This is a genomic window from Acidovorax sp. 107, from assembly GCF_003058055.1.
Lineage (GTDB): Bacteria > Pseudomonadota > Gammaproteobacteria > Burkholderiales > Burkholderiaceae_C > Acidovorax.
Genome location: NZ_QBTZ01000001.1, coordinates 4,148,550 through 4,174,443, shown reverse-complemented (window position 1 = coordinate 4,174,443; position 25,894 = coordinate 4,148,550). Strand labels below are relative to the sequence as shown.

Here is a 25,894-nt window from a genome sequence, read left to right as displayed (position 1 = left end):
CGTCAGATACTGAACATCAGCGCAGTGAGCACGAAGTCCAGTGCCAGCACCGCCAAAGACGCCATGACCACGGTGCGCGTGGTAGCGCGCGACACCCCTTCGGGGGTGGGTTTGGCTGCATAGCCCTGCAGCAGCGCCACAAAAGTTACCGTGAAGCCAAAGACCACACTCTTGAGCACGCCGTTGCCCAGGTCTTTCCAGACATCCACCCCGCCCTGCATCTGGCTCCAGAACGCCCCGGGGTCAATGCCGATCATGAGCACCCCGACGATCCAGCCGCCAACGATGCCCACCGCACTGAACACCGCCGCCAGCAGCGGCATGGTGATCACCCCTGCCCAGAAGCGGGGCGCCAGGATGCGCTGCACCGGGTCCACCGCCATCATCTCCATGGCGCTGAGCTGCTCCCCCGCGCGCATCAGGCCGATTTCGGCGGTGAGCGAAGTGCCTGCGCGGCCCGCAAACAACAGCGCCGTGACCACGGGACCCAGCTCGCGCACCAGACTCAAGGCCACCAGCAGGCCCAGCGCTTCGGACGAGCCGTAGCGCTGCAGCGTGTAATAGCCCTGCAAGCCCAGCACAAACCCGACGAACAGGCCCGACACCGCAATGATGGCCAACGAATAGTTGCCCAGAAAATGCACTTGGTCGCGCACCAGCGCGGGCCGCAGAAAAGTGGCGCCCAGGGACCGCACCAGCCGACCGAATAACCGCGCGCCCATGCCGATATCGGCCAGCTTGTGGCGCACCGCAAAGCCAACATCGGAGGGCTTGTACCAGCTCACAGCGCACGTCCTCCCACCGGCCCGAAATCCTCCGCCACGGCAGGGCCCGGGTAATGGAACGGCACAGGCCCCGTGGGCAGGGCATTCACGAACTGGTGCACCAGCGGATCACGGCTGGCAAGCACCTCTTCGGGCGTGCCTTGGGCCGCCACCACGCCTTCGCCCAGGATGATCACGTGGTCCGCCAGACGGAATGTCTCTTCCAGGTCGTGCGACACCACAATGCTGGTGAGTCCCATCGCATCGTTGAGCTGGCGAATCAATTGCGCCGCCGTACCCAGCGAGATGGGATCCAGGCCCGCGAAGGGCTCGTCATACATGACCAGTTCAGGGTCCAGCACGATCGCACGTGCCAGCGCCACACGGCGCGCCATGCCGCCCGAAATCTGACTGGGCATCAGGTCGCGGGCGCCACGCAGGCCCACCGCATGCAGCTTCATCAGCACCACATCGCGGATCAAATCCTCTGACAAATCGGTGTGCTCGTGCAGCGGAAACGCCACGTTCTCGAACACGCTCAAGTCGGTAAAAAGCGCCCCGAACTGGAACAGCATGCCCATGCGCCGGCGCGCCGCATACAGCGCCGGCACATCCATGCGCCCCACATCCTGACCATTGATCAGAACCTGGCCGCTCTGGGCCTTGTGTTGGCCACCAATCAGGCGCAACACGGTGGTCTTGCCACCGCCCGATGCACCCATCAGCGCCGTGACCTTGCCGCGCGGGACTGCCAGCGTCACGTCGCGCAGGATCACACGGTCACCGTATGAAAACGTGACGTTGCGCAACTCGGCAAGGAAGGAGGACTCGGGCATGCAAAAAAAGGGGTTTCGGGACTCGGGCCTGCCAAAACGGCACCAGCTCCCCCAGAAACGGAGCGCAGATGGTAGCCGAAGACACAAACATACATTCATGCATGTTTGTAAAGAAAAAGTACACCTGACGGCGGCCCCGGATCGTGCGGGACCGAGGCAAGCCCGGATTGACAGAACCTCTGATTGTGCCAACAAAGCATCCATCAGGCTGACGCCCCGCCATTCCCCACCCTTGGGGGTTGCGGGCACCACACACTACGGCCCGGGCTACCGGCCGCCCACGGGCCTTTCGGGGCATGGTAGCGCCCTGCCTGCGCTTCACCCTCCAACCCTCCTGCCACCAACCCAAGCCCAAGCACATGGACAAACGGCGCCCGAAGGCGCCGTTGCAGGGAAAGTGCGCAATGCGCAGGATCAGCGTGGCAGGTCCGAGTAACCCATCAGGAACTCGTCCACGGCGCGCGCGGCCTGGCGGCCTTCGCGGATGGCCCAGACCACCAGCGACTGGCCACGGCGAATGTCGCCGGCCGCAAACACCTTGGGCACATTGGTGGCATAGCCGCCGTCGAACTCCGTGGTGGCGCGGGCGTTGCCGCGGGCATCCTTGTCCACGCCAAAGGCGTCGAGCACGGGTGCCACGGGGCTCACAAAGCCCATGGCCAACAGCACCAAGTCGGCCTGGTAGTGCTTTTCGGTGCCGGGCACCTCAACCAGCTTGCCGTCCTTGAACTCGACCTGCACGGTGGTCAGGCTCTTGACCTTGCCCTTTTCGCCCGAGAACTCCTTGGTGGAGATGGCGAACTCGCGCACGCAACCTTCTTCGTGGCTGGAGCTGGTGCGCAGCTTCAGCGGCCAGTAGGGCCAGGTCAGGGGGCGGTTTTCCACTTCGGGGGGCTGGGGCATCACTTCAAACTGGGTCACGCTGGCCGCTCCGTGGCGGTTGCTGGTACCCACGCAGTCGCTGCCTGTATCGCCGCCACCGATCACGATGACATGCTTGCCCGTGGCCAGGATCTGGCCCTTGAGCTTGTCGCCCGCGTTGATCTTGTTCTGCTGGGGCAGGAACTCCATGGCAAAGTGGATGCCATCGAGCTCGCGGCCCGGCACGGGCAAGTCGCGCGACTGCTCGGCGCCCCCCGTCAGCAGCACAGCGTCGAACTCCTTGTTCAGCTGCTCGGGCGTGACGGTTTCCTTGGCCCAGTTGGTGACCTTGGAGTCCTTGCCCAGGCCGTCCTTGGCAGCGCCCACGAACACGCTGGTGCGAATGACCACGCCTTCGGCTTCGAGCTGCTTGACGCGGCGGTCGATGTGCGACTTCTCCATCTTGAAGTCGGGGATGCCGTAGCGCAGCAGGCCGCCCACGCGGTCGTTCTTTTCAAACAGCGTGACGCTGTGGCCTGCGCGGGCCAGTTGCTGGGCGGCGGCCAGGCCAGCGGGCCCGGAACCCACCACAGCCACCTTCTTGCCCGTCTGGTGCTTGGCAGGGCGCGGCTGCACCCAGCCTTCGGCCCAGGCACGGTCGATGATCGCGTGTTCGATGGACTTGATGCCCACCGCGTCATCGTTCACGTTGAGCACACACGCCGCCTCGCACGGTGCGGGGCAGATGCGGCCGGTGAACTCGGGGAAGTTGTTGGTGCTGTGCAGCACCTCGATCGCGCTCTTCCAGTCCGAGTGGTACACCAGATCGTTGAAGTCCGGAATGATGTTGTTCACCGGGCAACCGTTGTTGCAGAAGGGCGTGCCGCAGTCCATGCAGCGAGCGCCTTGTACTTTGGCCTGGCTTTCGTCGAGGCCGATGACAAATTCCTTGTAGTGCTTCAGGCGCTCGGGCACGGGCTTGTAGCCCTCTTCGATGCGCTCGTATTCCATGAAGCCGGTAGTTTTTCCCATGACGATATCCTTGTCTATGAATGCTGTGCGAAGGGGGATGGCGACGCCTTACTTGGCGGGGGCCACTTCTTTTTTGGTAGCAGCTACCGCTGGTGTAGCGGACTCTTCCAGCACTTTCCGTTCATAAATTTCAGACAACGCACGCTTGTACTCGGTCGGGAAAACCTTGACGAACTTGCTGCGTGATGCGGCCCAGTTGTCCAGCAGCTCGCGCGCACGCTTGCTACCCGTCCAGCGGTTGTGGTCTTCCAGCAGCTTCTTGAGCTGGGCTTCATCGGTCTGACCGTTGTGCCAGATCGAGCGTGGCACCGTGGCTTCCTGTTCGGTGGCGGGTAGGATGCGCTCCAGCGTCACCATCGACAGGTTGCAGCGGGTGTCGAACTGGCCGTCTTCGTCATAGACGTAAGCCACGCCGCCGCTCATGCCCGCCGCAAAGTTGCGGCCGGTCTTGCCCAGCACCGCCACCGTACCGCCGGTCATGTACTCGCAGCCATGATCACCCGTGCCTTCGACGACCGCCGTGGCGCCCGACAGGCGCACCGCAAAACGTTCGCCGGCCACGCCGCTGAAGAAAGCCTCACCCGTGGTGGCACCATACATCACGGTGTTGCCCACGATGGTGTTGCGCACTGCCTCGCCCCGGAAGTCGATGCTGGGGCGCACGATGACGCGGCCCCCCGACAGGCCCTTGCCCGTGTAGTCGTTGGCGTCGCCGATCAGGTACAGCGTGATGCCACGCGTGAGGAACGCGCCGAACGACTGCCCGCCCGTGCCTTCGAGCTGGATGCGGATGGTGTCGTCGGGCAGGCCTTCGGGATGCACGCGGGTCACCGCGCCGGACAGCATGGCGCCCACGGAACGGTTGACGTTGCGCGCCACTTCGATGAACTGCACGCGCTCACCCTTTTCAATGGCGGGCTTGCTGCGCTCGATGAGCTTGCGGTCCAGGGTGTGCTCGATGTTGTGGTCTTGCACGTCCACATGGAAGCGCGGCACATCGGCAGGCACATTGGGCTGGGCGAACAGACGGCCAAAATCCAGGCCGCGTGCCTTCCAGTGTTCCAGACCCTGGCGCATGTCGAGCAGATCGGTGCGGCCGATCAGGTCGTCGAACTTCTTGATGCCGAGCTGGGCCATGATCTGGCGCACTTCTTCGGCAATGAAGAAGAAGTAGTTCACCACATGCTCAGGCTTGCCCGAGAACTTCCTGCGCAGCTCGGGGTCTTGAGTGGCCACGCCCACGGGGCAGGTGTTCAGGTGGCACTTGCGCATCATGATGCAGCCCTCGACCACCAGCGGCGCCGTTGCGAAGCCGAATTCATCGGCACCCAGCAGCGCGCCGATGGCGACGTCGCGGCCGGTCTTCATCTGACCGTCGGCCTGCACGCGAATGCGGCCGCGCAGGCGGTTCAGCACCAGGGTCTGCTGGGTTTCGGCCAGGCCGATTTCCCAGGGACCGCCCGCGTGCTTGATGGAAGACCAAGGCGATGCACCCGTGCCGCCGTCATGGCCGGCGATCACCACGTGGTCGCTCTTGCACTTGGCCACGCCTGCGGCGATAGTGCCCACGCCCACTTCAGACACGAGCTTGACGCTGATGCCTGCGTGCGGTGCCACGTTCTTCAGGTCGTGGATCAGCTGGGCCAAGTCCTCGATGGAATAGATGTCGTGGTGCGGCGGGGGCGAGATCAGGCCCACACCGGGCACGCTGTGACGCAGCTTGCCAATGTAGTTGCTGACCTTGCCGCCCGGTAGCTGGCCGCCTTCGCCGGGCTTGGCTCCCTGGGCCATCTTGATCTGGATCTGGTCGGCCGACGACAGGTATTCGGCAGTGACGCCGAAGCGGCCCGAGGCCACCTGCTTGATACGGCTGCGCAGCGAGTCGCCGTCCTGCAGGGGCAGATCGACCTCGACGTTCTCGGCACCGATCACGCTCTTGAGCGTATCGCCCTTCTTGATCGGGATGCCCTTCAGTTCGTTGCGGTACCGGGCAGCGTCTTCACCACCTTCGCCCGTGTTGCTCTTGCCGCCGATGCGGTTCATAGCCACGGCCAGGGTGGCATGCGCCTCGGTGGAGATGGAGCCCAACGACATGGCGCCAGTGGCGAAGCGCTTGACGATTTCCTTGGCAGGCTCCACTTCGTCGATGGAGATCGCCTTGGAGGGGTCGATCTTGAACTCGAACAGGCCGCGCAACGTCATGTGGCGCTTGCTCTGGTCGTTGATCAGCTGGGCGTACTCCTTGTACGTGTTCCAGTTGTTGGCACGCGTGCTGTGCTGCAGCTTGGCAATCGCGTCAGGGCTCCACATGTGCTCTTCGCCCCGGGCGCGCCAAGCGTATTCACCGCCTGCGTCCAGCATGGTTTCGAGCACAGGGTCATCCCCAAAGGCGGCCTTGTGCATGCGGATGGCTTCTTCGGCAATCTCGAACACGCCGATGCCTTCCACCCGGCTGGCAGTGCCTGTGAAGTACTTGCCCACGGTGTCGGTGTTCAGGCCGATGGCCTCGAACAGCTGCGCACCGCAGTAGCTCATGTAGGTGCTCACGCCCATCTTGGACATGATCTTGGACAGACCCTTGCCAATCGCCTTGACGTAGTTGTAGATGGCCTTGTCGGCCGACAGGTCACCGCCCAGGTCCTTGTGCATCTCGGCCAGGGTTTCCATGGCCAGGTAGGGGTGCACGGCCTCGGCACCGTAGCCCGCCAGCACGGCGAAGTGGTGCACTTCGCGCGCGGTACCCGTTTCGACCACCAGGCCGGCCGTAGTGCGCAGGCCTGCGCCCACCAGGTGCTGGTGGATGGCCGACAGTGCCAGCAGTGCGGGGATGGCCACTTGCGTAGCGCTCACGGCGCGGTCGCTGATGATGAGGATGTTGGCGCCACCCTTGATGGCGTCCACGGCCTGCGCGCACAGCGACGCCAGCTTGGCTTCCACTCCTTCACGGCCCCAGCTCAGCGGGTAGGTGATATCAATGGTCGCGCTCTTGAACTTGCCTTGCGTGTACTGCGCGATATCGCGCAGCTTGGCCATGTCGGCAAAGTCGAGCACGGGCTGGCTCACTTCGAGCCGCATCGGTGGGTTGACCTGGTTGATGTCCAGCAGGTTGGGCTTGGGACCGATGAAGCTGTTGAGCGACATCACGATGGCCTCGCGGATCGGGTCGATCGGCGGGTTGGTCACTTGCGCGAACAGCTGCTTGAAGTAGTTGTACAGCGGCTTGTTCTTGCCCGAGAGCACGGCCAGCGGGCTGTCGTTGCCCATGGAGCCAATGCCTTCTTCGCCGTTCTTGGCCATGGGCGCCATCAGGAACTTGATGTCTTCCTGGGTGTAGCCAAAGGCCTGCTGGCGGTCCAGCAGGGGCAGGTCAGCGGCCTGGGGCGCGGCAGCCTGAGCACCAGCTTCGATGCTGTCGAGCTTGATGCGAAGGTTCTCGATCCACTGCTTGTAGGGCTTGGTGTTGACGACGTTGGCCTTGAGCTCGTCGTCGTCGATCATGCGGCCTTGTTCCAGGTCGATCAGGAACATCTTGCCGGGCTGCAGGCGCCACTTGCGCACGATCTTGTTCTCCGGCACAGGCAGCACGCCCGACTCCGAGCCCATGATGACCAGGTCGTCGTCGGTGATGCAATAGCGCGAGGGGCGCAGGCCATTGCGGTCCAGCGTGGCGCCGATCTGGCGGCCGTCGGTGAACACGATGGAGGCGGGGCCGTCCCAGGGCTCGAGCATGGCGGCGTGGTATTCATAGAAGGCGCGGCGGCGCTCGTCCATGGTGGTGTGCTGCTCCCAGGGCTCGGGAATCATCATCATCACAGCCTGGCTGATGGGGTAGCCGGCCATGGTCAGCAGTTCCAGGCAGTTGTCGAACGTGGCGGTGTCGGACTGGTCGGCAAAGCTGATGGGGTACAACTTTTGCAGGTCGGCCGCCAGCACGGGCGATGCCATCACGCCTTCGCGCGCCTTCATCCAGTTGTAGTTGCCTTTGACCGTGTTGATTTCACCGTTGTGCGCCACATAGCGGTACGGGTGGGCCAGCGGCCACTCAGGGAAGGTGTTGGTGGAGAAGCGTTGGTGCACCAGGCCGATGGCCGAAACGCAGCGTTCGTCCGACAGATCCTTGTAGTACACGCCCACCTGATCGGCCAGCAGCAGGCCCTTGTAGACCACGGTGCGGCTGGACATGCTAGGAACGTAGTATTCCTTGCTGTGCTTGAGCTTGAGGGCCTGGATGTTGGCGCTGGCCGTCTTGCGGATCACGTACAGCTTGCGCTCCAGCGCGTCCTGCACGATCACGTCGTTGCCGCGGCCGATGAAGACCTGGCGCAGGATCGGCTCCTTCTTGCGCACGGTGGGCGACATGGGCATGTCCACATTCACCGGCACATCGCGCCAGCCCAGCAGCACCTGGCCTTCGGCCTTGATGGCACGCTCCATCTCCTGCTCGCAAGCCAGGCGGGAGGCATGCTCCTTGGGCAGGAAGATCATGCCGACGCCGTACTCACCTGCTGCAGGCAATGTCACGCCTTGCTTGGCCATTTCTTCGCGGTACAGCGCGTCAGGAATCTGGATCAAGATGCCGGCGCCGTCGCCCATCAGCGGGTCAGCACCCACCGCACCACGGTGGTCGATGTTTTCCAGAATCTTCAGGGCCTGCGTCACGATGTCGTGGCGCTTGATGCCCTTGATGTGGGCCACAAACCCGAGGCCACAGGCGTCGTGTTCGTTACCCGATGAATACAAACCGTGTTGTTGCAGATGCTGGATCTCGGCAGCCGTGGTCATGGCGCACTCCTATATTTTTCGCAGGGGAGCTGAGATTAGTGCATTGCAGCATATTTTGGCAAGCAAATTAATTGGGGTCAGATTCTTATTTAACAACCAATGACAAGCGCCGCCACAATATTGGGGACATATTAAAATCTATAGCATGTTGCCCATATAGCACCAGCACATCAGTTTGTTTTTATGCCTTTTCTGCAGTTCGAGGTCTGCCAGGCATCCCGCGAGTCACACGCCGCGGGGTCTGCTGTTGCAGACTCCCAAGGAAATCGGCGTCCCCCAGGGCCCAGCCGCTGAGTGCTGAATCGGTCAGCGACGCTAGGACCGACGCGCCCAAGCCTGCCTGCACCAGCGCGGCGTAGGCCGCCTCGCGCGCAAAGGGGGTGTTGCCCAGCGCCCAATACAGCGCGTGCGGTGTCAACCACCGGTCGTTGCGCAGGCCCAGCCAGTGGGCGTGGCTCGACCACGGGTAGTCAGCAGGCTGCTGCACCAGTCCGGCCCGCACGGGATTGAGATCCAGGTACACCATGCACGCCAACAGGTAACGTTCTGGCTGCAGCACGGTAGAGCGGTAGCGGCCCTCCCAAAGCGTGCCGGTGCGGGCATGTCGACGGTTGAAGTACTGCACGTACCGGCGCCCCACTGCCTGCATCATCTGGGGCAACCCATCTGGCGTGGTAGGTGTGACCAGCAAATGGAAGTGGTTGTCCATCAGCACGTAAGCATGGACGGCGACGGCGTATTTCTGCGCGTGATCTGTCAGCAGCGCCAGCAGGGTCTCAAAATCGTCCGCTCCAGCAAAGATGGGTTGGCGGTTGTTGCCCCGCAAGATGACGTGGTGCAGATGACCCGGCAGGGTCAGGCGGGGCAAACGGGCCATGGGTCATGGATCGGGAGTGGAATGGCCGCGATCATAAACCTGTCCCTATTTATTCCAACAAGACCCCGACAGCCAGATCGGCAGCCCCCATGGTTGGGAAGTGCGCCAAACTGCACGCCACCTTTCGCCAATCACCAAGCCACCGTCAGCCCGGGATCGCCGCCTCAGCCCCATCCAGCAGCGAATCTGTCAACGCGGACACGCCAAAACGCGCACCCATGGCCTGCTCCAGGCCAAACTCGCCCAAGAGTGCCCGCAACCGCTCGGCGGCACTGCGTTTTTTCTGCCCTGTGTAGCGCGCGATGATGAGTTCGTTCTTCATGCTGTGCTCCCACCCCACCAGCTCCGTCACAGTGACCTGGTAACCGCTGGCCTCCAGGTACAGGCAACGCAGCACGTTGGTCACCTGACTGCCCAGCTCGCGGGTGTGCAAGGGATGACGCCACAACTCCGCCAGGGGCGTACGCGCCAGTTGGACGGCCTTGCCTTGGCGCAGGCAGGCCGCCATTTCGGCCTGGCAGCAAGGCACCAAGACCATGGCCCGGGCCTTTTTTTGAAGCCCGAAGGCAATAGCGTCATCGGTCGCTGTATCGCAGGCGTGCAAAGCGGTGACCACATCGATCTGGGCTGGCAGTTCACGGGCATCGGCCGATTCGGCCACCGACAGATTCAGGAACGACATCCGCTCAAAGTGAAGTCGCTGGGCAAGTGCCCGCGACTTCTCCACCAGTTCACCCCGTGTTTCCACCCCGTAGATATGCCCGTGGCCCAAAGCCCTGAAATACAGGTCGTACAGGATGAAGCCCAGATAGGACTTGCCCGCGCCGTGGTCAGCCAACGTGGGCCCGCCGCCGTGTGCAGAAGGCTCTGTCAGCAAGGGTTCGATGAAATTGAACAGGTGGTACACCTGCTTGAGCTTGCGACGCGAGTCCTGGTTGAGACGTCCCTCGCGTGTGAGGATATGCAACTCCTTGAGCAGCTCGATGGATTGGCCAGGCCGCAGCTCCTGCAACTCAGCACTCTCGCTTTGGGGTTTGCCTTTGCCACGAACCCGTTCGCCGGACGCCGCTGGCGATGGTTTTTGCTGCTTCATAGAACGGTGCCTTGTGCGGGCTCGTTGCTGCCGCCTGCAATGTTGACCGCCGCTTTGTCAACTTCGCCGGCATGAGGTCCAACGTCCAGCGACTGCCAACCGGCCATGCCCATCTCCTCCAGCACTTCCATGTTGCGCTCGAAGATGGCCTCTGCCTCCGGGAACACCGCAACGGCACGATCGATGCTGGCCTCTCTGAGTAGATGCAGCATAGGGTACGGTGAGCGGTTGGTGCAATTGGTCACGTCGTCCATATCGGTGCCCGCGAACTGGAATTGCGGGTGAAAGCTCGCTACTTGGAGCGTACCTTCCAGCCCCAGGGCGTACAGCACCTCCTCTGCCTCGCCCAGGAAATCATTGAAGTCCAGAAAATCCTGCAAACAGTGCGGAATCACCAGCAAGGTGGTGTCCCGGACCTCTGACGGCATATTTGCGAGCGCTGCGAGTTCTACGCGCAGCAAGTCCAGCACATCCTGGGTTGCCGTAGTCAAAGTCACCACATAGTGGATCTGCCCTTTGACATGCACTGCCTTCGCAAAAGGGCAAAGATTCAACCCAATGACCGCCCTCTCCAACCACCGAACGGTGTCGTAGATGTAGGGGTCAACAGAATGAGGGAGAGTCGCCGCGTCGGCGGCCGTAACGGAGGATGTCATGAGCGCGCGCGCGAGCGCTGAAGAGGAAGCTTGGATTTTATCGGGACCCGTCATCCGACCATCGAACAATAGCGGATACACCGCGATGAGACGCCGACAAGACGGGTCACCGCGCGCGCGCCATTGAGTGACTACCGATCTACATCGACGAATGAATCTAGCACCGTTATGAAGGAATCCGTTGCAGGAATGCCTCCTCTATTTGCCTTGATGCTCGCTCCACGGATCTCGCGAACTGGCACCCCAACCGTCAAAATGCGCTGCACGGTGAGCGCCTAGAGGCCTCTCACTGCTCCTGCAGCAGTCGCCGCCCCGTGAGGCGCTCATGCTCTCGCACAGCAAAGCGATCCGTCATTCCGGCAATAAAGTCAGCCACGGCCCGAGCCCGCCCCTGCCCGTCACCCGCCAACGCCTGCGCGGCGAACGCTGGTTTCATTTCTCGAGGCTCGGTGGTGTAAGCCTCAAACAACTCGCGCACGATGTCTCTTGCATGACCGGTGGTTTCCATCACGCGGGGGTGTCGGTACAGGTGCCGAAAGAGGAACTGCTTCAGAACCTTGGAGCGTTCGCGCATGTCGTCGCTGAATCGCACCAGGACCGGGAGTCGCCGCACCTCATCTGAGTGAGTAGGCGCATGCGCAAGCAATGCCGCTTTGGTGGCGTCGATCACGTCATACACCTGCGCGCTCAGCATCCGCCGGATCGCCTCGTACAGCAGCCGGCGGTGCATCGATGGTTCGATCAGGGCGGGATGCTCCGCCTCGGCTGACAAACGGTACGCGTCGAACAAGGGAACATCCTGCAATTGGGCAAGGGTGATTAACCCCGAACGCACACCGTCGTCAATGTCGTGCGCGTTGTACGCAATCTCGTCGGCCAAATTGCACAACTGCGCCTCCAGGCTCGGCCGCTCGTTGCGCAGGAACCGCACGCCAACTCCGTTAGGCTCCAGGTCTTCCAACTGCCTGGCGTGCGCGCGTGAGCAGTGCTTGAGAATTCCTTCGCGAGTTTCAAACGTGAGGTTCAGTCCGTCGTACACCGGATAGCGCTCTTCCAACTGGTCCACGACCCTCAGGCTTTGGAGGTTGTGCTCAAAGCCGCCAAAGCCGGCCATGCAACCATTCAAGGCATCCTGTCCAGCATGTCCAAACGGGGTATGCCCAAGGTCATGGGCCAAAGCGATGGCCTCGACCAAGTCTTCGTTGATCTGCAACGAACGCGCAATAGAACGCCCCAGCTGTGCCACTTCTAACGAATGGGTCAACCGCGTACGAAACAGATCCCCCTCGTGGTTGAGAAATACCTGGGTCTTGTAGACCAGCCGACGAAACGCAGTGGAATGCACGATCCGGTCGCGGTCACGCTGGTATTCGGAGCGCGTGGGAGGAGGCGCCTCTGGATAGCGCCGCCCTCGGGTACGAACTGGATCACATGCACAAGGCAGCAATTCGCCCCCCTCGGTCACGACCCAGCCCTTGCGCGAAGTGTTGCATGCGCCTCAGCGCCACGGGCATTGAAGCTAGGACTGACATTCATTCGCAGCAAGCATCGATGACCTCACGCACCAGAGCGTCTGGCGCGGTACGCACTATCGCCTTACCAAGGCCATCAATCAACACAAAACGAATTTCGCCGCCCTCGGCCTTTTTATCCACCCGCATCAACTCCAAGTAGCGGCCCGCATTGTCATTCGCATCTATAACAGCCCCTTTGATTGGCAGCCCAGCTCGCCGAATCAGCGCGGTCAATCGCTGAACAAAATCAGCATCCACCAAACCCAACCGCCTGGAAAGCTCGGCCGCCATCACCATACCGGCCGCGACACCCTCGCCATGCAGCCAGACACCGTAGCCCATGCCGGCCTCAATCGCGTGACCAAATGTGTGGCCGAAATTCAAGATAGCGCGCAGGCCAAACTCTTTCTCGTCTTGGCTTACCACCCACGCTTTGATTTCACAGCTTCGCTGGACCACATAAGCGAGCGCATTGGGCTCCCTCGATAGAACCGAATCCAAGTTGCGTTCGAGCCACGCCATGAACTCAGCATCTGCAATAGGTCCGTATTTAATAACCTCAGCCAAGCCGGCACTGAGCTCCCCTGCAGGCAAGGTGTTCAATGTACTCAGATCGCAGACGACCAATTGCGGCTGGTAGAAAGCCCCAATCATATTTTTCCCCAACGGGTGATTGATGGCGGTTTTTCCGCCCACCGAAGAGTCAACCTGAGCGAGCAACGTCGTTGGGAGTTGCACAAAGGGCACGCCACGCATGTAAGTCGCTGCCGCAAATCCCGTCAAATCACCGATCACACCGCCGCCCAAAGCAAACAGTACGGTCTTTCGATCACACTCCCAGCTCAAAAGTGAGGTGAATATTTGGTCGAGCGAATTCCAAGTTTTAAATGACTCGCCATCCGGCAGCTCAATCACATGAACTTTGTCAAATACTTCACCCAATACAGCGACCACGCGATCAAGATGCAATTTGGCAACAATCACATTTGTAACAACAACTGCAATTTTGGCGCGTACATTGGCAGAAGCAAGGGACTGCGCTATGTCGACATCATTGCCAATTTGAATTTGGTATGCTCTGTCACCCAAATCTATTTTCACAAGGCTCATTTGTAAAATACACCAATCTTAGCCAAAACAATTTCCAAAGAAAAAAGGCCAATTAGAAATTGGCCTTTTTTACTTAACATATTATCTTGTCATGGGCATGCCACAGCACCACCATCCTTGATGGTGACGGAAACAGTCTGCTTGACAAGCTTCGAGTCATAAATATCGATTGGAATAACTTTGTCGGCAGTAACGCACCTTGGTCCTGTCGTTGAATCAGGAAGCGTAGCGGTCAGCGCGGTACCGGCAATCGAAAGTGTCGTGAAGTAACTTCTGTCCGCAGGACTCACCAGCGGTGTGTAGGGCGCAGTACCACCCGCAATCAAATAGGTCAACGTTGTGGAAGTTGCGCTCTTTTCGTCTACCGTTTGATTCGCGGGAGAAACTTGCAACACATTGCTCGTAACCGTGACGGAGACGACCAAGGAGGTATTAGCAGCGTCCGTGATTTTAACCTCTGAAGCGCCCTGAGAGACCAGGCTCACATTGACGGAAGAACCAGAAAGGGTCGCCGTAGCCACAGCCGTATTCGTCGAACTCACGGTATATGGAGCAACCCCTCCGCTGATTGCCACAGTGTTTGCGGTACCAGCCGGACCCGTGATCGACGCCGGAGATACACTCAATGAGCTAATCTGAACGGTGGCCGTTACGCTCAGAGTCGCACCAGCCGCATCAGTAATCAAAATAGTTGCAGAGCCCGATTTTGGCATACCCACCAGAGTCACCGTAGAGCCTGAAATAGAAGCGCTGACGACACCGGTATCCGAACTATTTACAGAATAGGGGGCAACACCACCGCGAACATTGAATTGAACGGATTGGTTCGGCCGCAATGTAATCGCAGTACCCGCGCTACTCGCCAAAGGAACCGCTTTTGCGGTCACCGTGATTTTCACCTGCTGGACAGGCAGGCTCTCATCGTACACAGTCAGCGTAGATGTACCGTCACTGTTTCCAGAAATAAACAATATCCCATCCGTAGACAACATGGCACTGACCGAAGCGTCGGAGCTGATGACGCCGTAAGGCGCCTTGCCTCCGCGCACCTCAATACCAGTCGATCCACTGGCACCAACAGGTAAACTGATGGCATCCACCGGTGGATAAACTCTCAAGGTCGCAGAAGGCCCATTAGGAGTTCCGCCGCCACCGCCACCGCCACCACATGCAGCAATTAGTGTACTTGCAGCCACTATCAGTAGAGTTTTCAGTATATTTTTCATGTCAATCAAAGAGTGGTGAATTATTTTCTAGGCCCGTTGTCAGAAATCACCTTGGGTGTAATGAAAACCAGCATCTCGCGTTTTGTAGATTCTTTTGTTCTGCTTTTGAAAAGATTCCCAACAACAGGAACATCTCCCAAAACCGGTATCTTATTTTCCTGATTGGTTTCTTCCATCTCAAAAATACCGCCAATAACCACAGTTCCACCGTTTTCAATCAGAATCTGTGTCTTCACGTGTTTGGTATCGATTGCCACGCCCTGAGTGGTAGTCTCGCCGCGACTATCTTTATTAACATCCAGATCCAGAATGATATTTCCTTCTGGAGTGATCTGCGGCGTGACCTCTAGCTTGAGAACAGCCTTTTTGAATGCAAGGGTAGTGGCTCCATTCGGCGCAGTAACAGCATAGGGATACTCTGTACCCTGCTCGATCAATGCCTTGGTTTGATCTGCTGTAATGATACGGGGACTTGAAACAATACGACCTTTTCCATCTGCCTCCATGGCAGACAACTCAAGCGTCAAGAAGCGATTCGCAGCAGAATTAAAAATCGAAAGTGCAAAGCTACCAACACCGGTCACATTGGAGAGGCTGGCTGGTAAATTCACAAAATTACCACTAGTACTCGTTGTTCCACCAGCACCACTCGATGCAACGGCGTCATTGTAAGAAGTGCCGAAAGCGACGCGATTATTACCGCCAAGCCCATACCCGCCATCGCCACCACGATTGGCACGCAAATCTGTACCCCCTAGTCGAACCCCGAGCGAGCGACCGAAGGTATCTCGCGCTTCGACAATCCGCGCTTCAATGAGCACTTGACGCACGGCAACATCCAAACTTGCCAGCAACAAACGAACCTCTTCCAACTTACTAGCTGTATCAGTAACAAACAACTGGTTGGTTCTAGGCTCAGAGATAGCACTTCCTCGCTCTGACAGGAATCGAGTGCCCGTCGCCCCGCCCGAGGAACCAGAACTCGTCGTTAACTGTGTAAGAATATCAGCGGCCTTTGCATAGTTAAGTTGATACGCCTGAGTTTTCAGTGGCTCCAATTTTTGAATAGCCTGAGCGGCTTCAAAATCCTTCTTTGTCCGAGCATCAATTTCGTCTTTAGGCGCGATCCAGAGCACAGAGCCAGTCTTGCGCATACCGAGACCCTTAGCATCCATGATAATTTGAAGCGCCTGATCCCAAGGAACGTCCTTAAGTCGCAAAGTCAAGGCGCCTGTGACTGTATCCGAAGTAACAATATTAAAATTGGTAAAATCAGCAATGACTTGCAACAAGGATCGAACTTCGATATTTTGGAAATTCAATGAAAGTTTTTCACCAGAATAGCCAGGACCTTGGGTCAGCTTACTAAGATCGACTTTTTTCTGGCGTATTTCGACCACAAATTGGTTATCTGTCTGGTAAGCGCTATGTTCCCAGTCACCATTGGACTCAATCAGCATGCGCACCCGTTCACCAGACTGCGTTGCAGTCACCGTCTGCACTGGCGTACCAAAGTCTGTAACGTCCAGCCGACGGCGCAATCCTTCTGGCAAAGACGACCGCATGAATTCCACAACGATGCCTTTGGCCTGTTGCTGCAGATCAACACCCACTTGATTGCTTGTTAAATTAACAATCACCCTCCCTGAGCCATCGGAACCACGGCGGAAATCGATATCCCTCAGCGGTAACACATCTCTATTTTGACCTTCCGAAAAAGCGACTACAGAATTTGGAGCGGCCGGCGATACACCCGAAATAGGCTCCAACGATAGAAAAAGGGATTTACCTTGGAGCTCGGTTTTGTAAGCCGCCGGGGACTTTAAGTTAAGGACGACGCGAGCGCGCTCGCCTGCTTGAACGACGTTAACAGATTTCAAATTACCAAGATTGACCTCATAGGCCGATTTTCCGGATGAATTACCAACCCCTTGAAAATCCAAAGCAATTCTCGCAGGAGATTGCGTAGCAAAACCTGTTGGATTATTAACAATCGACTCAGTAAAATCAATTTTCAACGTCTCAACCCCTGCTTGAACGCTTGCAGAGATTGAACTAATAGCTCCTTGCGCAGCCGCTCCAAGGGATATAAAAATAGCTGAAACGCCAACAGCAGCGCCACGGCAGTAACTAAAAAAATTGCCACTATGTTGTTTCATTTTTTACCCTCTTGCAGATCAAGCGAAGCTGAACGCTCTATCCAATCCCCAGTTGCGTCCTGCGCTATTTCACGCAGCTGAATGGAATTCTCAGTAATTCGAGTTATTTTTCCATAATTTTGACCAAGATAATTTCCAATTTTTATTTGATAAATCAAATTATCAACTTTAACCAGCGCGGTGGGGGCACCAGACTTATTCAAGCTCCCGACCATAGCCATCGCATCCAATGGAAAAGCCTCCAGAGGCTCTTTGCGACGAGCCATTTCCGGCGCAATCAGAGCAGCGTTCGATGCAACCTGATTTGAATCTCGCTTCAAAGCTTGGGTCAATTTAATTTGATTGAAAGGTTCTACAACACCGTCTTGAGTATAAGGCTCAGGAATAAATTTTTTCGGCTCAGTCAAAGGCTGAACGCTCGGCTTCGTGCTCGCTCGTTGCTCAGCCATCCACCCCCTCAACTCGTCTTCACCCGAGGGGGTACAGCCAGAAAGAATTAAAGCGCCGCCAACAAGAAGTAGCCCAGCATAAGTTCTCATCACTTAGCCCCCCCGGCTTTCTTCTGCGCCTGGATCTCCTCAGGATCCAAATATCTAAAAGTGCGAGCAGTCGCATCCATCGTTAAACTATCACGAGCTCCGGGCGTGATAGTCATGTTATTTAGCGTGACAATACGCGACAAGTGCGCAACATCTGAAGCGAAGGCACCAATATCATGATACTTTCCCGTCACCCGAATGGAAATTGGTAATTCAGCATAGTAATCTTTCGCGACTACTTGACCCGGCCGAAACAGCTCGAACTGCAGACTGCGACCCAAACCAGATTGATTGATATCTGATAACAATGCAGCCATTTCAGCCTTGCTGGGGAGTTGCTTTTCCAGTTGTATAACGTACTGCTGAATCTGCTCCCGCTGTTTCTTCAACGCATCCAGACTGACGGCTTTCACTAGCTTCTTTTGATAATCAGTTCGCAGCGCAAGTTCTTTGTTTCGCTCCCCATCTAGCTGCACTTCATAATCTTGCAAAAAAGCGAACCATGACACCGCAGCCACAGCACCCGCGATAAAGACGCAGAGAATCACCTTTGGCAGAACTGGCCAAACTGAGGGATCTCGGGTATCTAGGTTCTTAAACTGCCGCTGGACAGATTCCATCCGTTCAGCGAAATTTATCTTTTTTTCTTTGGTTTTCGCCATGTCACTTACCTCCAGGCGAAGAAGCGGCAGCACTTGCAGCAGCTATGGACTTTTGGGCGTCGCTGGCGCGCACCAGTTGGAACCTCAGATTGAAGGAAGAAACTCGGCGTTGATCTCGCTGGGTCAGGGCTACGGTGCTGGCAGTAATTTCCACGAGTTCGGGCTTGGCCAACCATGGAGTGTTGCTTGCCAAATTACGCAACAATTCCGATACGCGCTCGTTGGACTGAGCCATCCCCTGCATCGTGATCGTTTGCCCGGCCTGCCTGATTGCCGTGACGTACACCCCGTCGGGAAGCTGCTTGACCAATTCGGTAAGCAAGTGGACGGGCAGGTTCCGATCAGACTGAAGATCTTCCACCGCCTTCTGGCGTGCCCGCAAAGAGGCAATCTCGTCTTCAATGGAGGCGATCTCCTTGATTTGCCCTTCCAGCACCTTGATCTCCTGCTGAAGAAAGGCGTTCTTATTCTGCTGATCCGTGATCATGATCTGGAACCACCAGTAAATGGCCCCGGCAATCGCGAGACCTAGCAGAAGCGAGGCAAACATCGTCGCCTGGAACGCTTCCTTACGGCGTTTGCGTGCCTCCTCGCGGTGAGGTAATAGGTTGATCAGAATCACTGCAAGAACCTCCGCATGGCGAGACCGCAAGAGGTCAGATATGACGGCGCTTCACGCACCATTTTTTTCAATCGCACGGAACTTCCGATTTCCATGCCGTCGAACGGGTTGACGGCGCTGCATGCAAAACCGGTTTGCTGAGTAACTGCCTCTGTCAGCCCCGGCAGCGGCGCCGAACCGCCGGCCAGCATGATGTGATCTACACGGTTGTGCGGCGTACTGGTGAAGAAGAATTGCAGAGCCCTGCCAATTTCTTGGGCCATGCTGTCTACAAATGGACGAAGGACCGCCGATTGATAGTCTTCAGGCAAATCACCGCTGCGTTTTTTACTCTCGGCTTCTTCCACAGAAAAACCGTATTGGCGGACGATCAGCTGGGTCAATTGCGCCCCACCGAAGGCTTGATCGCGGTCATACAGGACTTCTTCGTTACGAATCACCTGCATGCTGGTCGTCAAGGCGCCCACCTCGAAAAGCGCGACCATGGCGTCCACGCCTTTGTTTGGCAGTGCCTCAATGAGTCTCCCAGCCGCGAGACGCGACGCATGGGACTCAATGTCGACCACGACAGGCTTTAGTCCAGCAGCCTCTGCCAGCCCCTGCCTGTCCTGCACTTTTTCGCGTCGAGACGCAGCGATCAGAACGTCCACATCCCCCGGCGCGTTTTTGCTCGGGCCAATGACGCAGAAATCCAGACTCACCTCATCAAGTGAAAAAGGTATGTACTGATTGGCTTCGGACTCAACCTGGACTTCCAGCTCCTGCTCCGTCATGCCACCAGGCAAGGTGATTTTCTTGGTAATCACTGCAGAGGGAGGCAGTGCCAAGGCTACATTTTTGGTTCTGGTGCCACTCTTCTTGACTAGCCGACGCAATGCGTCCGCAACTTCGTCAAATTTTTCGATGTTGCCATCGGTGATCCAGCCCCTCTCCAAAGGCTCGATCGCGCAACGCTCTAGGACCAGACTACCTGCCTTATCGCGTCCCAACTCCACCAGCTTGACACTGGAGGAGCTGATGTCGATTCCCAGCAGCGGAGCAGACTGGCGACTGAACAAAGACCCCATTGAGATCAAGATTGGTCCCCTGTAACTTGCCAAAATGAGGCAACAAAACTTAACACTTCACATGAATGCTATCAGTAAGATAGTTCTCCAGCAAAGATTTTTCCCCCTGTAACGTCCGTAGAGCGTTGCCAAAAGCAGACGAAATTTCTATGCACTGCAATACCTTCTGACCGGCACACGAAGCCTTTCGGCGGCGACCTGCCCAGCCCGGAATCGGATTTCCAGCCTCTTGAGGCAGACATTTTTATAATGCGCGGTCTTACCTCATCGGAGCGATATGCCGCCCTCCCCCTCGAAGTCCTCCGACAAGTCGGATACCTCTCCCGCTCGCACCCGGCCCGGATGGCTTCGCTGGTTGGTTCGCATCACCGCATGGATCACCGGGTTGGCGGCCGCAGCGGCGCTGGGGCTGGCACTCACGATTGCAGTGGCATTGTCGGTGGCCTACCCCAACCTGCCCGATATTTCGGATCTGGCGGACTATCGTCCCAAGTTGCCGCTGCGCGTGTACTCCGCCGAGGGTGCTTTGCTGGGCGAGTTTGGTGAAGAGCGTCGCAACCTGACTCCCATCGACGAGATTCCGCAAGTGATGAAGGACGCAGTGCTGGCGATTGAAGACTCTCGATTTTTTCAGCACGGGGGGGTGGACTACAAGGGTGTACTGCGCGCGGGCCTTGCCAATCTAGGGCGAGTTAAAAGCCAGGGCGCCTCAACGATCACCATGCAGGTGGCGCGCAATGTTTATCTCTCGTCGGAAAAAACATTTACTCGCAAGATTTACGAAATTTTACTAACTTTCAAATTAGAGCACCTGCTGACCAAGGACCAGATTCTTGAGATATACATGAATCAGATTTTCCTTGGCAACCGTGCCTATGGTTTTGCGGCAGCATCCGAAGCATATTTTGGTAAGCCGCTGAAATCCGTTTCCATCGCTGAAGCTGCGATGCTTGCCGGACTGCCAAAGGCACCTTCGGCGTACAACCCGATCAGCAATCCCAAGCGCGCTCGGGCCCGACAGCAGTACATCATTGAACGGATGGAAGAAAACGGCTTCATCACTGCGCAGCAAGCCGAACAAGCCAAGAAAGAAGAACTGAAAATTCGAACCGGGCCCGACAACACGCGCATCCACGCCGAGTACGTTGCCGAAATGACCCGCCAACTGATCTTCGCCCAGTACGGCAATGAGGCCTACACGCGCGGCCTCAACGTCTACACAACCCTCAATGCAGCCGAGCAAGAGGCCGCCTACGTCGCCTTGCGACGCGGGATCATGGACTACGAGCGGCGCCAGCATTACCGAGGGCCTGAGAAGTTTGTGGTGTTGCCCACATCGGCCCAAGAAGTGGAGGACGCTATCGATGACGCCCTCGCCAACCACCCAGACAACGGCGACCTGCTTTCCGCCGTGGTGCTGGAGGCGTCTCCCAAGCGCATCCTCGCCGCCCGTGCCAATGGCGACTCGCTAGAGATCACCGGCGATGGCCTCAAGCCTGTGCAGTCGGGCCTCAGCGACAAGGCACCGCCCAACATCAAGATCCGGCGCGGTGCCATCATCCGCGTGGTCAAGACGCCCAAAGGGGCTTGGGAAATCACCCAGCTGCCCGAAGTGGAAGGCGCATTTGTTGCTTTGGACCCTCGCAACGGCTCCATCCGCGCGCTGGTGGGAGGCTTTGACTTCGACAAAAACAAGTTCAACCACGCTGCGCAGGCTTGGCGCCAGCCTGGCTCCAGTTTCAAGCCATTCATTTATTCGGCCGCGCTTGAAAAAGGTTTCACACCTGCCACAGTGATCAATGATGCCCCACTGTTCTTCGACGCGGGTGTGACCGGGGGCCAGCCGTGGGAGCCTAAAAACTACGACGGCAAGTACGACGGTCCAATGAGCATGCGCACTGGCTTGGCGAAATCCAAGAACATGATCTCCATCCGGATCCTGCAGGCCGTGGGACCCAAAACCGCGCAGGAATGGGTGGGACGCTTCGGATTCGACCCTGAAAAGCACCCGGCTTACCTGACCATGGCGCTGGGCGCGGGCTCGGTCACGCCCCTGCAAATGGCGTCCGCGTACTCCGTGTTTGCCAATGGCGGCTACCGCGTCAATCCTTGGCTGATCGCCAAGGTCACCGACCACAAGGGCCGTGTTATTTCGGAAATGACGCCTCCGGCGCTCAGCGAGCAGCCCCGGGCCATCGACGCGCGCAACGCGTTCGTGATGAGCAGCCTGTTGCAGGAAGTGACCCGCACCGGTACCGCAGCTCGGGCCCAAGCCACCCTCAAACGCCCGGACCTTTATGGCAAAACCGGTACCACCAACGATTCGGTGGACGCCTGGTTCGCCGGGTTCCAGCCCACCATCGCGGCCGTCACCTGGATCGGATACGACACCCCGCGTAATCTGGGCAGTCGGGAAACTGGTGGGGGCCTCAGCCTTCCGGTGTGGATCAGCTTCATGGAGCGCGCTCTTAAGGGCGTACCTGTCATGGAGCCTACCGTGCCACCGGGCGTGATCAATGTTGGCGGCGAATGGTTCTACGAGGAATATGCGCGCAATGCGGGCGTCTCCAGCGTGGGTGTAGAGGATCGCTCTGCATCATCTGCTGTGGCCCCTAAAGCACCGCCGCCCTCCGAAGAGCGCAGCCGCATCTTGGACCTGTTTCGCAACTGATCCCTTGCATACTCCGCCGAGCCCCCTCTGGCGTGGGCGAGTGCGGAGGATGTCAGGCGGCAAACTGCAGCGACATCCCGGACTGCTGCGAAGCATCGCGCGTGAGGCAGGCAAAAAATTCACCTGCGCCCTTGGTGTCCTGCCAGTGGCTGCCATCGAAACGATAGTGATAGCCGCCAGACCGGGCAGCCATCCACACCTCGTGAAGCGGCTTTTGCAGATTGATCACGATCTGACTACGGTTAGGGAACGTCAAAGTCACCATGCCTCCCGAGCGCTGGCTGTCCACGTCGGCATCCGAAGTGTCGTTGATGCGATCACAGCTGCGCTCGACGGCAAGCAGCAGTTGTTCGGCGTGGTCCATGAATTCGAGGTCGGTCATTACAATTTGCGCATGTTGAAAGCTCCCCAAATTCTAGTCAGGACATTTGTCCTTGCTGCCAGTGCGGCGGCCCTCCTCGGCTGCGGTCAGCGGGGGCCGTTGTATCTGCCGACCGGCCCTGCTGCGGGGCAGCGCGCCACGCTGCCGCAGACACTCACACCAGGCAAGGACGCCACCACCGGCGTGCCCGCGCCCGCCCCCAGCGCCTCCCAGCCCCGCTGACAATTCAACCGCCAGCGCCCGAAAGCCGCGCAATGCGGCTTCGCTTGATTTCTATCAAGCATCACCCATAGGGGTACTCGTACAGTCTGCGCTTTATTGCACCGCAGGATGGCCATGGCCCTGGAACTCTACCGCGACAAAAATCATGCTTGCCTGATGTTCACCGACCTCATCGAGGAGGACGGCCTGGCCGTGCAGGCCAATCAGTTCCTGATCGTGGACGATGACACGGGCGCCATCATCGATCCGGGCGGCAATCTCGCGTTCAACGAGTTGTTCATGGGCATGACCAAGCACTTTCCGCCGCACAAGCTGTCGTACTTGATCGCCTCACACGCGGACCCAGACATCATTGCTTCGCTGGACCGCTGGATGACCAGCACCAAGGCCGATCTGGTGATTTCCCGCGTGTGGGAGCGCTTTGCCCCCCACTTCACCAAAGTCGGCAAGACGGAAAACCGCGTGATCGGCGTGCCGGACGGCGGCGGCCACCTGCCCCTGGGCCGCCATGAACTGGTGCTGCTGCCCGCGCACTTCATGCACTCCGAAGGCAACTTCCACTTCTACGATCCGGTCAGCCGCATCCTGTTCACGGGCGATCTGGGCGTATCCATGATGTCGGGGGCCGAGGCCCGCGTGCCGGTGACCGACCTCAAGGCGCACATCCCGCGCATGGAAGGTTTTCACCGCCGCTACATGGTGTCCAACAAGATCCTGCGCCTGTGGGTGCGCATGGTGCGGCAGCTAGACATTGCCATGCTGGTCCCTCAGCATGGCGCACCCATCATGGGCAAGGAAGCCATCAACGACTTCTTTGAATGGATCGAGAACCTGATGTGTGGCATCGACCTGTTCGATGACCGCGCCTACCAGATTCCCAGCGCATACATCGACCCTGTAACCCGACAGATGCGTCCTGCACTCCGGGCGGTCAACAGCTAAAAATCAAGCCAAATCAGCTGATAGCGCATGATTTACATACGCCATCAGCTATATTTTTTATAGCTTCACTTATCAAGGTGCCCCTACCGCAGACCGCCTTGCAGCAGCACCAGCCGAGGTGGTGGCACGCTTGCGCAGCCGGTGCCAAAGCCGCCAGCCCAGCAGCACGCAGAGAATGCCGGCGTAGACCGCCACTTCGCCAAAGTTGTTCTTGCCAGCACGCATCCAGAAAAAATGCAGGATGGCCAACCCGGCCACTGCGTAGACGGTGCGGTGCAGCGCCTGCCAGCGTTTGCCCCCCAGGGCTTTGATGGCGCGATTGAATGAAGTAGCAGCCAACACGGCCAGCAGCACCAGGGCTAGCGTGCCCACCAGGATGAAGGGCCGCTTGGCGATGTCGCGCAGGATGTCCGGAACATCGAAACCCATGTCGAACCAGCTGTAGCTCAGCAGGTGCAGCACGCCATAAAAAAACACAAACAGCCCCAGCATGCGCCGAAACCGCGCCAATTGCGGGGTGGAGGCAATGACACGCAGCGGCGTAACGGCCAAGACCACGCACAGCGCCCGCAGCGTCCAGTCACCGGTCGCGCGCACCAAGGCCTCTGCAGGGTTGGCACCCAATTGGTCTGCAAATGCTGCATAGACAAGCCACGCCAGTGGCAACAGGCACAGCACAAACACCACCGGTTTTGCGGCGGGGTGGAGCAATAGTTTTCGCATCGCTATCCCGTGAACACCACTGCCTCGCACACCGCCATGACAGCGACGAGACCAGGGCAATCAGTAAAACTTCTTGAGGTCCATGCCCGCATAGAGCTGGCCGACCTGGGCTTCGTAGCCGTTGAACATCAGCGTCTTGCGCTTCTTGGCAAACAGGCCGTCTTCGCCGATGCGCCGCTCGGTCGCCTGGCTCCAGCGCGGGTGGTCCACATTGGGGTTCACGTTGGAATAAAACCCGTATTCCTGCTGAGCCGCCTTGTTCCAGGCCGTGCCCGGCTCCTTCTCGACAAAGCGGATCTTGACGATGCTCTTGGCGCTCTTGAAGCCGTACTTCCACGGCACCACCAGACGCACAGGGGCGCCGTTCTGGTTGGGCAGCACTTCACCGTACATGCCGAAGGCCAGCAAGGTCAGTGGGTGCATGGCTTCATCCATGCGCAGGCCTTCCACATAGGGCCAGTCGAGCACGCGCGAGCCGACAAACGGCATGGTGGCCTTGTCGGCCAAGGTCACGAACTCGACGTACTTGGCGCCGCCTTGTGGCTCCACCCGCTTGATCAGCTCTGCCAGCGAGTAGCCCACCCAGGGGATGACCATGGACCAGCCTTCCACGCACCGCAGTCGGTAGATGCGTTCTTCCTGAGCGCTGAGCTTGATCAGGTCCTCGATGCCGTATTTGCCGGGCTTCTTGACCAGCCCTTCAACCTCCACCGTCCATGGCGCGGTCATGAGGGTGTGCGCATTGCGGGCGGGGTCGGCCTTGTCGGTACCGAATTCGTAAAAGTTGTTGTAGGTGCTCGCGTCCTTGTAGTCGGTGAGCTTCTCCATGGACACCGCCCCTGCCACCGCCGACTTGGCACCCGCCAGCGGAGCCAGCTTGCCGGGGCGCGTAACAGCAGCCTGCTGCGCCAGCGCCTCACGGCCTGCCCAGGCCGCCATCGCAGCACCTGCAGCACCGCCTGCCATGAGCTTGAGCATCTGGCGGCGGTCTTCATACACCGAGCGGGGAGTGATTTCGGAGGAGTGCGGGTGGTTAAAACCCGAATCGCGCGCAGGGATCAGCATAGAGGGCTCCGGTCATGGTGGGAGGGAACAGCTGCAGCGGTAGAGCAGAACAACTGTTAGTTCGTTCCCTGGACCGCTCAGGTTACACC

Annotated in this window: 21 protein-coding genes and 1 pseudogene; 4 read left to right on the top strand and 18 right to left on the bottom strand. The window is 58.5% G+C overall.

The features are described 5' to 3' along the window. Nucleotides 1–2 precede the first annotated feature (2 nt). The 15 genes from mlaE to C8C99_RS19330 all read right to left on the bottom strand — a co-directional run bounded on the left by mlaE (nucleotide 3) and on the right by C8C99_RS19330 (nucleotide 19,809). Nucleotides 3–785, bottom strand: coding sequence for a lipid asymmetry maintenance ABC transporter permease subunit MlaE (gene mlaE, locus C8C99_RS19395; RefSeq protein WP_108626611.1), 783 nt, complete (start codon nucleotides 783–785; stop codon nucleotides 3–5). After that, nucleotides 782–1,600, bottom strand: a complete 819-nt coding sequence (locus tag C8C99_RS19390; protein WP_108626610.1) for an ABC transporter ATP-binding protein — start codon at nucleotides 1,598–1,600, stop codon at nucleotides 782–784. The genes mlaE and C8C99_RS19390 overlap by 4 nt, the downstream gene beginning before the upstream one ends. 414 nt (nucleotides 1,601–2,014) lie before the next feature. Then, entirely contained in the window at nucleotides 2,015–3,493 is a 1,479-nt protein-coding gene (locus tag C8C99_RS19385) for a glutamate synthase subunit beta (RefSeq protein ID WP_108626609.1), read from the bottom strand. Between the two features lie 48 nt (nucleotides 3,494–3,541). After that, nucleotides 3,542–8,275 (bottom strand): glutamate synthase-related protein, encoded by a 4,734-nt coding sequence (locus C8C99_RS19380; protein WP_108626608.1) that lies wholly within the window; start codon nucleotides 8,273–8,275, stop codon nucleotides 3,542–3,544. A gap of 181 nt (nucleotides 8,276–8,456) precedes the next feature. Continuing rightward, on the bottom strand, nucleotides 8,457–9,152 hold the full coding sequence (locus C8C99_RS19375; protein ID WP_056640988.1) for a transposase: 696 nt from the start codon (nucleotides 9,150–9,152) through the stop codon (nucleotides 8,457–8,459). Nucleotides 9,153–9,297: 145 nt separating this feature from the next. Beyond that, the gene (locus C8C99_RS19370) at nucleotides 9,298–10,245 is read right to left on the bottom strand and encodes an SAM-dependent methyltransferase (protein ID WP_233247269.1); all 948 of its coding nucleotides are present in this window, start codon (nucleotides 10,243–10,245) and stop codon (nucleotides 9,298–9,300) included. Further along, nucleotides 10,242–10,901: a DUF1415 domain-containing protein gene (locus tag C8C99_RS19365; protein ID WP_108626607.1), complete on the bottom strand. Its 660-nt coding sequence runs from the start codon at nucleotides 10,899–10,901 to the stop codon at nucleotides 10,242–10,244. The genes C8C99_RS19370 and C8C99_RS19365 overlap by 4 nt, the downstream gene beginning before the upstream one ends. Nucleotides 10,902–11,187: 286 nt before the next feature. Then, nucleotides 11,188–12,366, bottom strand: a complete 1,179-nt coding sequence (locus tag C8C99_RS19360) for a deoxyguanosinetriphosphate triphosphohydrolase (protein WP_082576802.1) — start codon at nucleotides 12,364–12,366, stop codon at nucleotides 11,188–11,190. Nucleotides 12,367–12,433: 67 nt separating this feature from the next. Beyond that, nucleotides 12,434–13,525 (bottom strand): 3-dehydroquinate synthase, encoded by a 1,092-nt coding sequence (aroB, locus tag C8C99_RS19355; RefSeq protein WP_082576801.1) that lies wholly within the window; start codon nucleotides 13,523–13,525, stop codon nucleotides 12,434–12,436. 89 nt (nucleotides 13,526–13,614) lie between these two features. Next, a complete protein-coding gene (locus tag C8C99_RS23860; RefSeq protein WP_146186033.1) occupies nucleotides 13,615–14,751 on the bottom strand; it encodes a hypothetical protein in 1,137 nt (378 codons plus the stop codon). A gap of 20 nt (nucleotides 14,752–14,771) precedes the next feature. Continuing rightward, on the bottom strand, nucleotides 14,772–16,910 hold the full coding sequence (pilQ, locus tag C8C99_RS19350; RefSeq protein ID WP_082576800.1) for a type IV pilus secretin PilQ: 2,139 nt from the start codon (nucleotides 16,908–16,910) through the stop codon (nucleotides 14,772–14,774). Continuing rightward, nucleotides 16,907–17,449, bottom strand: a complete 543-nt coding sequence (locus tag C8C99_RS19345) for a pilus assembly protein PilP (protein WP_108626606.1) — start codon at nucleotides 17,447–17,449, stop codon at nucleotides 16,907–16,909. Before C8C99_RS19345 ends, pilQ begins: the two co-directional genes overlap by 4 nt. Then, on the bottom strand, nucleotides 17,449–18,111 hold the full coding sequence (locus tag C8C99_RS19340; RefSeq protein ID WP_056640979.1) for a type 4a pilus biogenesis protein PilO: 663 nt from the start codon (nucleotides 18,109–18,111) through the stop codon (nucleotides 17,449–17,451). The genes C8C99_RS19345 and C8C99_RS19340 overlap by 1 nt, the downstream gene beginning before the upstream one ends. A gap of 1 nt (nucleotide 18,112) precedes the next feature. Then, nucleotides 18,113–18,733: a PilN domain-containing protein gene (locus tag C8C99_RS19335; RefSeq protein WP_056640975.1), complete on the bottom strand. Its 621-nt coding sequence runs from the start codon at nucleotides 18,731–18,733 to the stop codon at nucleotides 18,113–18,115. Then, nucleotides 18,730–19,809, bottom strand: coding sequence for a pilus assembly protein PilM (locus C8C99_RS19330; RefSeq protein WP_056640973.1), 1,080 nt, complete (start codon nucleotides 19,807–19,809; stop codon nucleotides 18,730–18,732). Before C8C99_RS19330 ends, C8C99_RS19335 begins: the two co-directional genes overlap by 4 nt. A gap of 268 nt (nucleotides 19,810–20,077) precedes the next feature. Here C8C99_RS19330 and C8C99_RS19325 point away from each other — a divergent pair, with 268 nt between their 5' ends. Further along, complete coding sequence (locus tag C8C99_RS19325) at nucleotides 20,078–22,471, top strand: penicillin-binding protein 1A (protein WP_108626605.1); 2,394 nt, start codon at nucleotides 20,078–20,080, stop codon at nucleotides 22,469–22,471. Nucleotides 22,472–22,523: 52 nt separating this feature from the next. Here the strand turns inward: C8C99_RS19325 and cyaY are convergent, their stop codons facing one another. Then, nucleotides 22,524–22,853 carry an iron donor protein CyaY gene (gene cyaY, locus C8C99_RS19320; protein WP_108626604.1) on the bottom strand — a complete coding sequence of 110 codons (330 nt, stop codon included), beginning with the start codon at nucleotides 22,851–22,853 and terminating at the stop codon, nucleotides 22,524–22,526. Nucleotides 22,854–22,865: 12 nt separating this feature from the next. Here cyaY and C8C99_RS24450 point away from each other — a divergent pair. The 3 genes and pseudogenes from C8C99_RS24450 to C8C99_RS19310 all read left to right on the top strand — a co-directional run. Then, nucleotides 22,866–22,934, top strand: a pseudogene (locus C8C99_RS24450) (hypothetical protein); the annotation flags it as partial. Nucleotides 22,935–22,952: 18 nt separating this feature from the next. Beyond that, nucleotides 22,953–23,075 carry a hypothetical protein gene (locus C8C99_RS24445; RefSeq protein ID WP_369867780.1) on the top strand — a complete coding sequence of 41 codons (123 nt, stop codon included), beginning with the start codon at nucleotides 22,953–22,955 and terminating at the stop codon, nucleotides 23,073–23,075. Between the two features lie 114 nt (nucleotides 23,076–23,189). Beyond that, nucleotides 23,190–24,017, top strand: coding sequence for an MBL fold metallo-hydrolase (locus C8C99_RS19310; RefSeq protein WP_056641750.1), 828 nt, complete (start codon nucleotides 23,190–23,192; stop codon nucleotides 24,015–24,017). Nucleotides 24,018–24,089: 72 nt separating this feature from the next. Here the strand turns inward: C8C99_RS19310 and C8C99_RS19305 are convergent, their stop codons facing one another. Both C8C99_RS19305 and msrP read right to left on the bottom strand, forming a co-directional pair. Then, nucleotides 24,090–24,740: a sulfite oxidase heme-binding subunit YedZ gene (locus tag C8C99_RS19305; protein WP_056640964.1), complete on the bottom strand. Its 651-nt coding sequence runs from the start codon at nucleotides 24,738–24,740 to the stop codon at nucleotides 24,090–24,092. Between the two features lie 60 nt (nucleotides 24,741–24,800). After that, complete coding sequence (gene msrP, locus C8C99_RS19300) at nucleotides 24,801–25,805, bottom strand: protein-methionine-sulfoxide reductase catalytic subunit MsrP (protein WP_108626602.1); 1,005 nt, start codon at nucleotides 25,803–25,805, stop codon at nucleotides 24,801–24,803. Between the last annotated feature and the right edge of the window lie 89 nt (nucleotides 25,806–25,894).